This is a genomic window from Aeromonas sp. S2(2024), assembly GCF_041402505.1.
Classification (GTDB): Bacteria; Pseudomonadota; Gammaproteobacteria; order Enterobacterales; family Aeromonadaceae; genus Aeromonas; species Aeromonas media.
Map to the genome: position 1 here is coordinate 12,857 of NZ_JBGLRL010000032.1, position 15,945 is coordinate 28,801.

The window sequence follows — 15,945 nt, forward strand, 5'->3', positions numbered from 1 at the left end:
AGCTGCACCCAATATGACTCAACCTATCAGATCGGAAAGACCCTCACGCCTGGTGCGCAAACTGCGCAAGCTCGGCAATGAGCCCAAACGCTTTTTTATCGATTCCAGCGGTTTTCAGATTGCCCACCGCTCCTGGCAGCAGAGCCTCAAACTCGGCAGCTTTCTCTGGGTCGTCGCCTGTTTTGCCATTGCCGCCCTCTATCTCGGCGTCATCGCCTCGGATCGCTATGTGAGCCGGGCTGAGCTGATGATCAAGCAGGCGGATCAGATCAAGATGCTGCCCGATGCCCTGTCGATGCTGGGACTGGGTGGCAGCAATCATCAGGATGTGCTGCTGATCCAGGAGTACCTGAAATCCTGGGATCTGCTGGCCAAGCTGGATAAAGAGCTCGACCTCAAAGCCCATTACCAGAGTGACAAGGCCGACTATTTCTCCCGCCTGCCACAGGATGTCAGCCGGGAAGACTTCATCGAATACTACCGCAATCACCTGACGCTGCGCCTTGATGAGCTGTCGGGTGTGCTCACCATCGAATTACAGGCGTTTGATCCCGAATATGGCCAGCAGGTGGTGGGGCTGATGCTCAAGGAGTCCGAGCGCTTTATCAACAAGCTGGGGCATCAGGTGGCGCTGGAGCAGCTGGCCTTTGTTGGGCAAGAAGTTGATAGAGCCTATCGACGGCTGCAGGATGAGAAAGCCAAGGTCTTGGCGTTTCAAAACAGCCACCAACTCATCAGCCCGGAATCCACCAGCAGCGCGCGTCTCGGGGTAGTCAGCCAGATCGAGGGCGAGCTGGTGAACCAGCAGGCGCAGCTCAAACAACTGCGCTCTTACATGAAAGAGACCGCCCCCGCGGTCATTTCGGTACAGAGCCGGGTCGATGCCTTGACCAGGCAACTGGAGCAGGAGCGTGCCAAACTCACCGGCCAGGATAAAGAAGCCATGAACGAGATCACCGCCGGTTACATGGATGTACAGACCCAGGCCACCCTGGCGGCAGATCTTTACAAGACGGGCCTCATCAGCCTGGAGCAGGCCAGGATAGAGGCATACCGCAAGCTCAAACACCTGCTGGTCATCAGTCAACCGAGCCTGGCCCAGGATGCGGAATACCCTCGCCGCCTCTACAACCTGGCTACGGTAAGCGTGCTGCTTATCCTCTTCTATGGCCTGATCGTGATGGGCCTGGCCACCTTGCGTGAGCATCAGGACTGACAATAAACGCCCCGGATAGCTAACCCATATCATATTCCAGCCCGGGTCTTCGACCTTGGCTAACCCCTCAAGAGCGTGGTCACAACAGTGGCCACCTCGATTGATTCATTGTTCAAATACCCAAGAGACACAACCCCATGGACCGTCAAAAAAACAGCCGTTCAGTGGCAAACCGCAAGCAAAAGCCCGTAGTGCAGCCCAATACCGAGCTGGACGTGATTTTCAAGCGCTCCCTTTTTTGGCGTCCAACCTATATCGCTCAATCGGCCTGGCTGGAGCACATCCCCTTTGCCTTCTGGTTGGTAGAAAGCCTGCGCCCCCGCAAGATTGTGGAATTGGGAACCCATTACGGCAGCTCTTATTTCTCGTTTTGCCAGGCCGTAACAAAGCTGGATCTGGAAACCCTCTGCTTTGCCGTTGACACCTGGGGGGGCGATGAACATGCGGGGGTGTATGGCGAGGAAGTCTATGGGCAGGTCTCTGAATACAACCAGCAGCACTACTCCAGTTTCTCTACCCTGATCCGCAGCACCTTCGACCAGGCGCTGGCACATTTCCCTCAAGGCAGCATAGATCTGCTCCATATCGATGGCCTGCACACCCTAGACGCCGTGCGCCATGACTTTGAAAGCTGGCTGCCCAAGCTCTCTGACCGGGCCGTTGTCATCATGCACGACACCAATGTGAGGGAGCGCGGCTTTGGCGTATTCCAGTTGCTGGATGAGCTCAAGCAGCAGTACCCCCACTTTGAATTTGCCCATGGTCATGGCCTTGGCGTGATTGGAGTGGGCAGTGAGCAGGTGCCAGAGATGAAGAACCTCTATGACCTGTTCGCCAATGCCCGTGCCACCAAGCAGGTACAAGATATCTTCTCTCGCCTGGGCAAGGCCTGCGGTGATAGCTGGGAAAACAGCCAGCTCAAGCAGCAGCTGGCCGCTCAGCGAGACAACCTGCAGATGGAGCAACAGCAACTGCATGAGCAGCAGGCGCTCGAAAGAGGTCGCCTTGCAGAGCGCATCACCGCCCAACACCATCAATTGACAGCATTCGAGCGCCAACTGGAAGAGAGCAAGGCACAAGAGGCCCAGCTGTCGGCACAGCAGCAACGCGCCCAGGCACTGGCATCCGAACTCGAGATGCTGCAACAGCAAGCCGCGGACACCCACGCTCGCCTTGCCGCCAGCGAACAGCAACGCGAAGAGGTGCTAGCCGCCAAGCAGAATCTGGAGAGTGCGCTGTCGCAAACCACCCAGCAACTCGCGCAAACCGCTGAAGCGCTCACTCAGCTTGCCCAGGAAAAACAATCGCTGCTCGGCCAGCAGGCGCAGGCTAATGAGGCTCAACAAGCACTGCAGCGTCAGCTGGAGCAGCAACAGGAACACGCCATCGCCCATGAACAGGCCCGGCACCAGTTGCAGCAGCAGTTCAATGATCAAACACTGCAACTCAATGAAGAAACGCAGCGCACCGCACAACTGACCCAGGCGCTGGGTAATAGCAACCTGGCGCTCACGGAAGGATCACGCCAACTCGCAGACTTGCAGCATCAACTGGAGCAATCCCTTCGAACTCAACATGCGCAAGCACGTTCGCTGGCCGAGCAAGATGACACCATCAAACTGCTGCAAGAGCGGGCCAAGGCCCTGCTCCAGGAACTGCAAGATCAGAATGAGACCAAGAGCCAACTGCAACGGGCCTATAGCTTGCTGGAAAGCCAGCATGATGCACTGGGCCATGAACGCGATGCCCTGCGTCAGGAACAGCGCCAGTTGAATGAACAGATCGAACTGGGGCGGCGCGAGCTGCAAATGCAGCAACAGCAGCAAACCACACTTGTCGAGGAGCACCAGCAGCTTCAGAGCCACAGCGACACCCTCTCCCGCGACCTGGCCAGCCAGCGTGAGCAGCACGATGCCGCCCAGCACGCCTGGCAGCAACAAGAGCTGCGCCTTAACACCGAGCTCAATGAGCAACAGCAACAGATCGGCGAACTCCATCGGGCCCTGAACGAGCGTTTTGGCGAAACCGCCGTATTGACGCAGCAACTCGAAGAACAGGCTCAGCATATCGCCGAGCATATCAATACCCTCAATGCTCAAGAGGTGGCGCGCCAGCAACTTGCCGCCGAGTTGGCCAGTACGCAACAACAGTGGCAGTCCGAGCGCACGGCGAACCAGCATGTCAGCGCCGAGCTTGCCGCCTCGCAGCAACAGGTGGGCGAACTCAATCAGGCACTGAGCGAGCGCTTTGACGAAACCGCCACCCTGACCCGCCTGCTCGAAGAGCAGGCTCAGTTGATTGCAAAGCACACCCACACCATCAAGCAGCAAGATGCGGTGCACCAGCAGCTCACCACCACGCTGGCGGCCGCGCAGCAGCAAGTGCAGAGCGTGCAAGTGCAGTATCAGCAAGCTCATGCCGAGCTGGCCTCGCTGACAGCAGAAAAACAACAGATACACGATACCCTGCTGGCTCGTGAACAAACCTGGCAAGCAGAGCGGGCCAAGCTGGCCCAGGGCCAGGCGGACCTGCAGCAGCAGCTCGCGGCCAGCCAGCAGCGGGCGAGTCAGCAGCAGGCAACACTCGAAGGGCAAATGGATGAGCTCACGACGCTGAACAAAGGATTGGAAGCCAATATTGCCGAGCGCTTTGCAGAATTGGCGACCATGACAAGGCATATGGAGCAGTTGACCCGTCAGTTGCAACAAAAAGAGCAGCAAGTCGAGCAAGCAAAGGAACGGGCGCAGAAGCTGAAGAAGACTGTTTCATGGAAACTGACTGCCCCCGTGCGCGCCCTTGGCCGCACCTTTAAAGAGAGCCCTGCTGGGACAACAACCTCTATGAGCACCGCAGAGCGCATTGCAGCCTCCGGGCTCTTTGACGAACTCTGGTATCTGCACCGCTATCCAGAAGTTGCCGATGCAGGACTGCCCGCCATCGAACACTTTATCAAGGTGGGGGCGGATAAAGGCTATAGCCCCAGCGAGCAATTCGATACGCGCTGGTATTTGCAAACCTACCCGGATGTGGCCCAAGGAACCATCAATCCGTTACTTCATTACATCATGCACGGGAAGGCCGAACAGCGTCACTGTCTGCCGGCCGATAAGGAACAATAAAAAATGACGGTTAACAATAACCTGGAAGAGTTGCTGGCACAGTTTGACGAGCAGTGGTATCTGCACACCTATTGGGATGTCAACCAGACAGGGCTCTCTGCCAAAGAACATTTCAAACGCTATGGCCTGTTGCTTGGCAGAAAACCATGTGCCTCCTGGGGCGTTGCGCCAGCAGTAAATCAGAGAGCCACTGCTATTGCCCTGCCCTATCTGGCACTGAACCAACTGTCAACCGATATTGATCATCCTCAAGGGTGGTTGTCAGAGGGAGAGGATCCTTTTTTCATCGTTGATTTAGGACAACTCTCTGGCATAGGACAAGGCTGGTACCAGTTTAATCTGACCCTCAATTGCCCAGCCAAGCAGGGGCTGGCCAAACTGTATCTGGATACCGGCAAGGGGTTTAACGAGCTTGAAACGGTCACCTTGCCATATAAAAGAGCGATGGCTTCCAGCCGTTTGTTTTATCTGGAATCCCCTCTCGTCGCCTTGCGCTTCGATCCTCTGGAGCAGGCCTCTGCATTCTCAATCACACAATTTGAGATTACTGCTGTCAATGAACACCACATCGAATCAGCGCTACTGGCTCGTATTCAAAAAGAGCATCAAAGCTATCGGGATATGCCGTTGGATAAGATCAAGGCATCTATCTCTGCCGATCGTCATGGCATCTCAATGACACAGTTGCAGGCACTCTATAACGAGACCTTCAGCTTCTCCTTGCCCTCTGTCGATTATGAAGAGTGGATAGAAACGGTAGAAGCGGCTTCACTGCCCACTCCCGTGGAAGTGGACGCCATGCTCTCTGGCATGAAAGCGCCTCCCCTTATCTCTGTGGTGATGCCAGTCTATAACCCAGCTGAAATCTACCTGCGTGCCTGCCTGGATTCCGTCTTGGCACAGAGCTATCCCCACTGGGAACTCTGTATTGCAGATGATCGCTCGCCAAAAGCCCATGTGCAGCGGGTACTGCGCGAATATGAGGCCAAAGACAGCCGGATCAGGGTTGTCTATCGCGAGCAAAATGGCCATATCTCGGCGGCTTCCAACAGCGCCCTGCAGATTGCCAAGGGCGATTTCGTGGCCCTGCTGGATCACGATGACGCCCTGCCAGAGCATGCCTTGCTATTTATGGCGCAGGCCATCTGTGAACGGCCCCAGACCCAGATCCTCTACAGTGACGAGGACAAGCTCAATGGTCGCGGCGAACGCTTTGACCCCCACTTCAAGAGTGACTGGAACCCAGATCTGTTCTTCTCTCAAAACTATGTCTCCCACTTAGGGGTCTATCGCCGCTCGCTGTTGCAACAGATAGGCGGGTTCCGCCTTGGCGTTGAAGGCAGTCAGGATCAGGATCTGCTGCTGCGCTGCCTGCCCCATGTGACGGCCACGCAGATAGTCCATATCCCCCGCGTGCTCTACCACTGGCGCACCATAGAGGGCTCCACGGCCCTGGCCTCCGGCGAGAAGAGTTACACCACGGATGCAGGCATCCAGGCACTGCGCGACTATTTCGCTGGCCAGCAACCCGGTGTCAGGGTAGAGGCAGGCCTGGTGCCCAACACTTATCGGGTGCGCTACCCCATCCCCGAGCCAGCCCCTCTGGTCAGCCTGCTGATCCCCACCCGGGATCGCCGCGCCCTGACCGAAACCGCGGTGCGCAGCATCCTGAAGCGCAGCACCTATACCCACTTCGAGATCCTGATCCTCGATAACGGCAGCGTCGAGCAGGAGACCCTCGACTTCTTTGCCCAGATCCAGCACGAAGACAGCCGGGTCAAGGTATTGCGCTACGATCACCCCTTCAACTACTCGGCCATCAACAACTTTGGCGCTCGCCATGCCAAGGGGAGCATCGTCGGTCTGGTCAACAATGATGTCGAGGTGATCAACCCGGAGTGGTTGACCGAGATGGTCAGCCACTGCCTGCGATCGGAGATCGGCTGTGTGGGAGCCAAGCTCTATTACAGCAACGATACCCTGCAACACGGTGGCGTTATCCTCGGCATTGGCGGCGTGGGTGGCCATTCCCACAAGCATTATCCTCGCCACCACCCGGGTTATTTCAGCCGTTTGTTGCTGACCCAAACCCTCTCAGCCGTCACGGCCGCCTGTTTGCTGATTCGTAAAGAGATTTATGACGAGGTCGCCGGGCTGGATGAAGAGAACCTGCACGTAGCCTTTAACGACGTGGACTTCTGCCTGAAAGTGCGCGAGGCGGGTTATCGCAATCTCTGGACCCCCTACGCCGAACTCTATCACTACGAATCCATCAGCCGGGGGGCCGAAGACTCACCGGAGAAAATTTCCCGCTTTAACAGGGAAGTTAATTTTATGAAATCCAAGTGGGGCAGACATCTTGAGGTGGATCCCTTCTACAGTCCAAATCTGACCAAAGACAGAGAAGATTTTTCCATTTAAGAGTTTATATATGAAACTTTGTATTGCTACTATGATGAAGAACGAAGCTGACGCATTAATAGAATGGGTTTGCTATCACCTTGCCATTGGAGTTGATTCTTTTATCGTTGCTAACAACGAAAGCTCAGATGCAACTGAAGAGATTCTGATTTTATTGAGTGAGTTTTGTGATCTTACATATTTCAACTTTGAGACTCCGAAAAATTCAAGACCACAACTCCCCGCATTTAATTATATGCTTAATAAATATAAACAAGACCATGACCTGATGGCATTTATTGATGCGGATGAATTTTTTTGTCCCATGGATGGGCATGAGAGGATAAATAAAGAAATAACCAAAATATTTTCAAATCAAGATATAGGAGCACTTGCAATTAATTGGTGCAATTATGGCTCCAGCGGTGCTACATTCAAAGAAGATGGCTTGGTTATTGAGCGTTTTACGCAGCATTCTTTACATACATTCCCAGCCAATCATCATTACAAAACTATATTTAGAGCCAGAGATGTTTCTAGATTTATAAATCCACACCATGTTGAAACATCAAAAAAATATATTCATTGCGATGGTAGTGACTTAATAACCCACCCACAAATAGGTGTCGGCTTGTCTAAAGAAGTAAAGTGGAACACTATTAGAATAAATCATTACGTCATAAAATCCCTTCAGGAATACTTTGTAGGAAAGGCCCTGAGGGGAAATGCTTCGACACAAAGACCTGTTGATAGAAAGAGCTATTTCTTAAGTTATGACCGAAACGAAATAACAGAGAACTTCACCAGTGCCATTGTACGCAGCACATATTCAAAAATAGCTGAACTAATAACTTTTGCAAAGAACAAATTTGGCGTAACACCTACATACCTTCAACAACTTGAAGAATATCTTAATGCCAACTCTTTCTATCACATTGACTTGTTTGATGACCAAAACATTTCTTGTTGGGCAGTTAATAAAGCCGGTTCTAATTATGAGTTGATTATAGAACAAACTGATAATGAGAAAAGACTACCACCCAATATAAATAGACCCGATGTACTTAAAGCCATATTGGGAAATACCTACAATGAACAGTTACGTTGCGGATTTTCATACAAAATAGATAAGAGTGATGTTAAGAAAATTATAATAACGAACGGGATCCTTGAACATATTATTTTCTCAGCCTGAGAAATTATGAAATCTCAACATGACTTTGGATTAAAAAATCAATAATGAGCATTAATAAGATACTGATAACTGGTGCAGCTGGCTTTATTGGTCATGCGCTATGTCAACAGCTGTTAAAAAATGGCAACTATGACATTGTAGGGATTGATAATATCAATAACTACTATTCCACCGACCTTAAACATGCCCGACTGGCCACGTTACAAGGCAAGCAAAAGTTTACCTTTTATCAAGCAGACATTGCAGATGATATTGCTCTTAACGAGCTTTTTGAGCAGCACCAATTTGACTACGTGGTTAATCTTGCAGCCCAAGCAGGCGTCAGATACTCCATTGAAAACCCCAAAGCTTATACAGCCAGTAATCTTGTTGGGTTTGCCAATGTTCTAGAGGCTTGCCGTCACCATAAAATAAAACACCTCGTCTTTGCCAGCTCGTCCAGTGTGTATGGGAGAAATGAAAAAGTACCTTTCTCAGAGGATGATCGCGTTGACTTTCCGGTGAGTTACTATGCTGCGACCAAGAAGGCAAATGAGGTTATGGCTGCAAGCTACTCCCATCTTTATAATATGCCTATCTCTGGTCTTCGCTTCTTTACTGTCTACGGCCCTTGGGGTCGCCCCGACATGGCGCCCTGGCTATTTACAGATGCTATCTTGCATAACCGTCCCATTAAAGTATTCAACAATGGCAATATGTTGAGGGACTTCACTTATATCGATGACATCGTCGAAGGGATTATAAGACTACTTGTAACATCACCTCAAAAATCGCTACCTTTTGAAATATATAATATCGGCAATAACAACCCTGAAAAATTGTCTGATTTTATCAGCGCTATAGAGAGTGCGTGTGGAATACAGGCTGAAAAGATCCATTATCCGATGCAAGATGGTGATGTGCCTGTGACATATGCAGACACTGATAAATTGAATAAAGCCGTAGGCTTCTCACCTGACACTAATCTGCAAACAGGTATAAATAGTTTCGTTGAGTGGTTCAAAAATTATCATAAATTATAAGCTCTCTATCTTGATGTAAAAATCCTAACATCACGTTGATATTCAATAAGCGAAAAAATATGAACATTACCATTGCAGGCACTGGCTATGTTGGCCTTTCCAATGCGGTACTCTTGGCGCAACACCATCGGGTGATCGCCTTGGACGTAATGCCAGAAAAAGTCGAACTGATTAATTCCCGTCAATCCCCCATTGCCGATAAAGAGCTGGAGGCCTATCTGGCGGACAAGCCGCTCAATCTCAAGGCGACGCTGGATAAGTTCGAGGCCTATGAAACGGCCGACTTTGTGATTATCGCCACCCCCACCGACTACGATCCCGAGACTAACTACTTCAATACCGGCACGGTCGAGGCGGTGATCCGCGATGTGATGGCCATCAACCCGCAGGCGGTGATGGTGATCAAATCCACCATTCCGGTGGGATTTACCGAGCGGATGCGCAGTGAATTGGGGACCGAGAACCTGCTCTTCTCCCCCGAGTTCCTGCGTGAAGGCCGGGCGCTCTATGACAATCTGCACCCCTCGCGCATCGTGGTGGGCGAACGCAGCGAGCGGGCCCAACGCTTTGCCGAGTTGCTGCAAGAAGGCGCCATCAAACAGGATGTGCCCGTGCTGCTGACCGGCAGCACTGAGGCCGAGGCCATCAAGCTCTTTGCCAACACCTATCTGGCGATGCGGGTGGCCTATTTCAACGAGCTGGACACCTATGCCCAGGCTCATGGCCTGGACAGCCGCCAGATCATCGAAGGCATCGGTCTGGATCCACGCATCGGCAGCCACTACAACAACCCCTCCTTTGGCTATGGCGGTTACTGCCTGCCCAAGGACACCAAGCAGTTGCTGGCCAACTACAGCCAGGTACCCAACAACCTGATCCGCGCTATTGTCGATGCCAATACCACCCGCAAGGACTTTATTGCCGACAGCGTGCTGCGCCGCAACCCCAAAGTGGTCGGCATCCACCGCCTGGTGATGAAGGCGGGCTCTGACAACTTCCGCTCGTCCGCTATCCAGGGGATCATGAAGCGGATCAAGGCCAAGGGGATCGAGGTGGTGATCTTCGAGCCCACCTTCAAGGAGGAGAGCTTCTTCCACTCCCGGGTCATCCGTAGCCTGGAAGAGTTCAAGGCAGTTAGCGACGTCATTCTGTGCAACCGTATGGCCGCTGAGCTGACCGATGTCACCGACAAGGTCTATACCCGGGATCTTTTTGGATCAGATTGATGAAGGGCCTCACCCCACGTTCCCCAGCCATCACCAAGGTGATCTGGCTGGGGGCTACCGCGACAAAGAGTGCTTTTGAGAACGGATACGCCAGATGTGATGACCACACAGATTATGGTCACCCCGTTGCAACATGGAGTTGCCGGTCTGGGGTTTGCCATTGACACCCCCAGGACCGAAGAGATCACGCTCTTTGCCTCTTCGATGCTCAAGCTGTCAGGATGGGCACTGCACAATAAAAAGTCCGTAGACATAGGAAAGGTGCGAATAAGTCACTAAACATCAAAACATGCCTCTGTAACTATTTGAATTAAATCAACTAAAAATTTCAGTTTCGTTGTAGAGGGTACTTATTCGCACCCTCCATAATATTCCCACGCAAATACATATATTTCGTCTTTTCGAAATAAAGGTATATTGCGGTACTATTATTCCACAGTTTTTATTGGTGTGAAAATGACTATGTTTTTACTGGGTCGTGAAAAAGAACAATCATTCCTCTTTTATTCAAAAAATACTATTACATCACAGCGTGAATTTGATGGAAATGTTTTCCTTATATTAGATGTTGATTCTTCTAAAGGTTTTTTGCATACAGGAAAATATTTTATTGATTTTGTTAATGTGGATCTTAAATCCAAAAGCCAATGTACTATAGCTAGCACATATAATAGATTGTTTTATAGTGCTCAGCCATTGGGTAGTAATATTGATGTCGTCGTCACTGCTAATAGAAATATGGCTCGTGAGTGGGAAGTATTTGATATTTTGCCACTGCAAAATCAGTTAGAAAATTATCATGAAATTGATATAATATCAGACATATACTTTTCAAATGACAATTTGTCTAATGTGTTTATACAAATTGCTGAGTCTGGCTTGGTTGAAAAAAATGTAATTTTAGAAAATGTGTTATCTCTGATTGGTTCGATAGGTTATGAATCATTATCTGAGTATTACAAAGATAATTTAGATAAGTTAAAAAATCTTTCCATAGTATCTAAAGACATAGCTTTTATAGAATCAGTAAATCAGTTTTGTCATATTGAAAACTATATTGATTATAGCGTATCAGAAGAGTTGGACTTTATTGGTAATAAGGATTTCATCAAACATTTTTCAAAAAATAAATGGATGGTCTTAAACTATCACATACGTAAGTTGTATAGACCAACTAAGAAATCATGTGTTGTTGCCACAGCAAAAAATGAAGGTGTTTATTTATTGGAATGGATCTCTTATTATAAATCTCTGGGTTTTGATGCTATATTTATATACTCTAATGGCAATGATGATGGTTCTGATGAGTTGCTTCAGAAACTTCATAATTCTGGATATATATTTTATATTAAAAATGATGTTGATCATGGATGTAGTGCTCAAAATAAGGCATATACACATGCCTTGACTATAAATAAAAAAATCCTTGATTATGAGTGGAGTTTATTTGTAGATCTTGATGAATTTATTTTTTTTAATAAGTCATTATTCAGTTCCATTGCTGATTTTTTAGATTGGCATAACAAAACAAACGTACATGCTATAGCATTAAATTGGATGTTTAGTATTCCAGAGGAAAATAGTGATTGGGTAAATCATCCGATTACAAAAAGATTGACTAAATTTGAGAGTAATGCAAATGGTCACATCAAGACTATGTTTAGACCACAATATTTTTTCTCTTCATTTCCACACTATCCATTATCTATAGAAAATAATTTAATATCATATGTAAAGGCAAATGGAAATCCACACGTTGCATCGAATAAATATAATACCATATCTATTAGTGATGTCCCTTGTAATACTCACGCTGGGATTCTTCACTATTTTAACAGAAGTATCCCTGAGTTCATATGGAAGTATTCTAGAAATAGAGGCGACCATCCTAACATAATTAATAATGAATCATTCACAGAGTCAGTATTATCATTTCTTAAAGTGTTTATGGTGGCGCTTGATACTAAAAATTATGTCAACTCTTCAGCGTATATACCTAATAATGATGTCATGTTGACCATAAATGATATGCTGAATGATATCGAAATAAATGATGCATATCAGGAGGTGAAAAATAGGACAAACAAAAGATATAAAAAAATTAATAAGCTATTTTGGGACTTTATTAATAAGCATAAGGAAGGTAGTGAATACGCTAATGATATAGATGCGTTTGTTACAAGGTTTTATACTGAAAACTGACTAACATAGCTAACCAGGGCAAGATCGCGAACGTTTTTTAAGCAGGGCACGAGGATTTGACCGACCGAACAGGGTGTGATCTTATACTCTCTTTTACGGGAGTTTCGTCATGAACCATCAAGCGGCATTTACCCAAGAAAGGTGCGAATAAGTCACTAAACATCAAAACATGCCTCTGTAACTATTTGAATTAAATCAACTAAAAATTTCAGTTTCGTTGTAGAGGGTACTTATTCGCACCCTCCCTATCTCATGTGACGTCCCAGAACATGAAAAAATAAACTCAATATCGGTTTATCATGGTCACAACCCGATAATTTCAACAGGGTTTATTAATTTTAGAGAAAGAGAGTCAGTATAAAGCATGAAAATAGCAATCGCAGGCACTGGCTACGTCGGTCTTTCCAATGCAGTACTCTTAGCCCAACACCATCAGGTGATCGCTCTGGACGTGGTGCCAGAAAAAGTCGAGATGATCAATGGGCGCCGCTCCCCCATCGCGGATAAAGAACTGGAAGCCTATCTGGCGGGTAAGCAGCTCAATCTCAAGGCGACGCTGGACAAATTCGAGGCCTATGAGTCTGCCGACTTCGTGATCATCGCCACCCCCACCGATTACGATCCCGAGACCAATTACTTCAATACCGGCACGGTCGAGGCGGTGATCCGCGATGTGATGGCCATTAACTCACGGGCGGTGATGGTGATCAAATCCACCATTCCGGTGGGCTTTACCGAGCGGATGCGCAGTGAGTTGGGCACCGAGAACCTGATCTTCTCCCCCGAGTTCCTGCGCGAAGGCCGGGCGCTCTATGACAACCTGCATCCTTCGCGCATCGTGGTCGGCGAGCGCAGCGAGCGGGCCCAACGCTTTGCCGAGTTGCTGCAACAGGGCGCCATCAAACAGGATGTGCCCGTGCTGCTGACCGGCAGCACCGAGGCCGAGGCCATCAAGCTCTTTGCCAACACCTATCTGGCCATGCGGGTGGCCTATTTCAACGAGCTGGACACCTATGCCCAGGCTCATGGCCTTGACAGCCGCCAGATCATCGAAGGGATTGGCCTGGATCCGCGCATCGGCAGCCACTACAACAACCCCTCCTTTGGTTATGGCGGTTACTGCCTGCCCAAGGACACCAAGCAGTTGCTGGCCAACTACCACCAGGTGCCCAACAACCTGATCCGCGCCATCGTCGATGCCAATACCACCCGCAAGGACTTTATTGCCGACAGCGTGCTGCGCCGCAACCCCAAGGTGGTCGGCATCCACCGCCTGGTGATGAAGGCGGGATCTGACAACTTCCGCTCGTCCGCCATCCAGGGGATCATGAAGCGGATCAAGGCCAAGGGTATCGAGGTGGTGATATTCGAGCCCACCTTCAAGGAGGAGAGCTTCTTCCACTCCCGGGTCATCCGCAGCCTGGAAGAGTTCAAGGCCGTGAGCGACGTCATTCTGTGCAACCGTATGGCCGCTGAGCTGGCCGATGTCACCGACAAGGTCTATACCCGGGATCTTTTCGGTTCTGATTGATGGCGGGCTTGCCCGCGCTCCCCAGCCATCACCAAGGGGATCTGGCTGGGGGCTACAGCGACAAGGAGTGCTTTTGAGAACTGATACGCCAGATATGATGACCACACAGATTAAGGTCACCCCGTTGCAACATGGGATTGCCGGCCTGGTGTTTGCCATTGACTCCCCAAGAGCCGAAGAGATCACTCTCTTTGCCTCTTCGATGCTCAAGCTGTCAGGATGGGCACTGCACAATAAAAAGTCCGTAGACATAGTGGTCAGGCATCAGCATGGTGAATACGCCTTTAAATGCAACAGAGTCAGATCTGACGTATCAAAAAAACGCGATATGGATGCCGATGCACTCTGCGGGTTTCTTATTCCCATCACTTTCTCTGGCAGCTTTGACGTCGGTTTTATTGTCGAGGATAAGGTAGCCTGGGGGGTAAGGGTTGATATCTTGCCTGCAGCGAAAATACTGTTTGGCAAATCAGGCCACCTCTTTTTGGACAATGACCACAATCACAGCGTGGCGCAATTTCTCGGACAGGCATTGATATCCGATGAATGCCTCTCTTTATGGCAAGCCTATTTTTCTGCGCTCAATCAATGCGTGGATAATCGCCAAGCAAAGCGAGTCTTTATGCTGGCACCCGCCAAGGAACTGGTGCTTCCACACTATTATCCGCACCCAAAGGCAGACATTACCCCAGTGGAGCAGTTTCTCGTTCACTTCCAGCGGGAAGGTATCATGTATCCCAAAGACGTGCTGAGCGACGCAGGGGATGCCACTTATTCAAAACAGGATACTCACTGGACCGATTATGGTGCCGGCATCGCCGTGGACCATATGCTATGCAAGCTGGGCCTGTCATTGGAAGAGCCCTTCCCCTTTGACTTTCGTATTGTCAAGGACACGGGGGATCTTGGTGTGAAGCTTCCAACGCCGACCGACCAAGTGCTTATGAAGGCGGATTTCTCCCCCGCCCTCCAACACCTGGTGTTTGACAATCGCCTAAAAAGCAGGGGCTTGATCCAGGTCTTTCAGCACCCAGAGGCGCCCTTGGCGCACAGCGTTGTCGTGTTCGGCGACTCCTTTGCCTACAACATGATCCCTTATCTCGCCAATGCGTTTGCCAAAGTGGTCTATGTCTTGTCGGGGGCCAGCATCGATGACGAGATAGTGGCCCATGAGCAGCCTGATCTGGTCATCTGTGAGATCACCACTCGCTTCCTGGTGCAAGCGCCAGAGTCGAACTACTCGGTTTCGCACGACTGCAAACGAAAAATACTCACCATGTCGGCCTTGGAACGAGCGAATTATCTTCACTCCTTGCAGGCGAGCGATCAGAAGCACGCTTTTTATATCCAAAAGACGATTGCCGAGCTGGATGTGCCAGCGCTCCCGTCACTGGGCGGATAGACTGACGGCAAGATATGTGTGCAAGAAGAGAGTCTGCAAGAGCCTGAGACTGGCCGACACCTTCTGCCTGAACGAACGCTTCCAGCGACTGAGTGACCGACACCACTAGATGCGCAAGGAAAAGGTCTGAGGATGACAACCCCCCCCCTGAGTTGGGGTAGACTCTTTTCACCAAAGGGAGGCCTGCATGTGCAGCCAGAATATGGCGCCAAGGCAGTCTCGCCTTTGAGCAAAGGGGCGATGAGCGGAGGATGGCAGACATTGTCACGATCCTCGCAAGAGGCGCCCATCACAACAATAAAATGACACAAGTATCAAAACTGGATGACAACCACTTACACCCTGATGACATCGTCACTGGCTACCTCGGGTGGCCAGCTGCGCTGGCATATCGATTCACCCTCACGCAAGGAGCCGCTCACTCTCACCCATGGCCGTATCGTGCTTCAGGGGTGGCTGCTGGCACAAGGAGAGACCTCCCCCCGGCTTGCCATCAAGACAGGCACCGCGACATATAGCTTCCTGATTACCCATGACCCTCAGCCAGCTTCAAGAGCCGATATGGCATCGGAGGGCTTGCCACGACTGCATGCCCCAATTCAACCAACATGCTCTTGAGGTCAAAACGATGA

The 15,945-nt window shown here is 50.0% G+C and carries 9 protein-coding genes and 1 pseudogene; 9 read left to right on the forward strand and 1 reads right to left on the reverse strand.

The window, feature by feature from the left end:
• Positions 1–13: 13 nt before the first annotated feature.
• The 9 genes from ACB039_RS19950 (at position 14) to ACB039_RS19990 (ending at position 15,313) form a co-directional block, all read left to right on the forward strand.
• Complete coding sequence (locus ACB039_RS19950) at positions 14–1,216, forward strand: sugar transporter (protein ID WP_371166290.1); 1,203 nt, start codon at positions 14–16, stop codon at positions 1,214–1,216.
• Between the two features lie 137 nt (positions 1,217–1,353).
• Positions 1,354–4,335: a class I SAM-dependent methyltransferase gene (locus ACB039_RS19955; RefSeq protein ID WP_371166291.1), complete on the forward strand. Its 2,982-nt coding sequence runs from the start codon at positions 1,354–1,356 to the stop codon at positions 4,333–4,335.
• A gap of 675 nt (positions 4,336–5,010) precedes the next feature.
• Positions 5,011–6,756 (forward strand): glycosyltransferase, encoded by a 1,746-nt coding sequence (locus tag ACB039_RS19960; RefSeq protein WP_371166292.1) that lies wholly within the window; start codon positions 5,011–5,013, stop codon positions 6,754–6,756.
• A gap of 10 nt (positions 6,757–6,766) precedes the next feature.
• On the forward strand, positions 6,767–7,930 hold the full coding sequence (locus tag ACB039_RS19965; RefSeq protein WP_290024497.1) for a glycosyltransferase family 2 protein: 1,164 nt from the start codon (positions 6,767–6,769) through the stop codon (positions 7,928–7,930).
• Positions 7,931–7,974: 44 nt separating this feature from the next.
• Positions 7,975–8,952, forward strand: a complete 978-nt coding sequence (locus ACB039_RS19970; protein ID WP_371166293.1) for an SDR family NAD(P)-dependent oxidoreductase — start codon at positions 7,975–7,977, stop codon at positions 8,950–8,952.
• Positions 8,953–9,011: 59 nt separating this feature from the next.
• Positions 9,012–10,178 carry a nucleotide sugar dehydrogenase gene (locus ACB039_RS19975; protein WP_371166294.1) on the forward strand — a complete coding sequence of 389 codons (1,167 nt, stop codon included), beginning with the start codon at positions 9,012–9,014 and terminating at the stop codon, positions 10,176–10,178.
• A gap of 456 nt (positions 10,179–10,634) precedes the next feature.
• Positions 10,635–12,380: a glycosyltransferase family 2 protein gene (locus tag ACB039_RS19980; RefSeq protein WP_371166295.1), complete on the forward strand. Its 1,746-nt coding sequence runs from the start codon at positions 10,635–10,637 to the stop codon at positions 12,378–12,380.
• A 364-nt stretch (positions 12,381–12,744) separates the two neighbouring features.
• The gene (locus ACB039_RS19985) at positions 12,745–13,911 is read left to right on the forward strand and encodes a nucleotide sugar dehydrogenase (RefSeq protein ID WP_371166296.1); all 1,167 of its coding nucleotides are present in this window, start codon (positions 12,745–12,747) and stop codon (positions 13,909–13,911) included.
• Positions 13,912–13,984: 73 nt separating this feature from the next.
• Positions 13,985–15,313, forward strand: coding sequence for a hypothetical protein (locus ACB039_RS19990; protein WP_371166297.1), 1,329 nt, complete (start codon positions 13,985–13,987; stop codon positions 15,311–15,313).
• 526 nt (positions 15,314–15,839) lie between these two features.
• Here ACB039_RS19990 and ACB039_RS19995 read toward each other — a convergent pair.
• Positions 15,840–15,945, reverse strand: a pseudogene (locus ACB039_RS19995) (IS1595 family transposase); the annotation flags it as partial.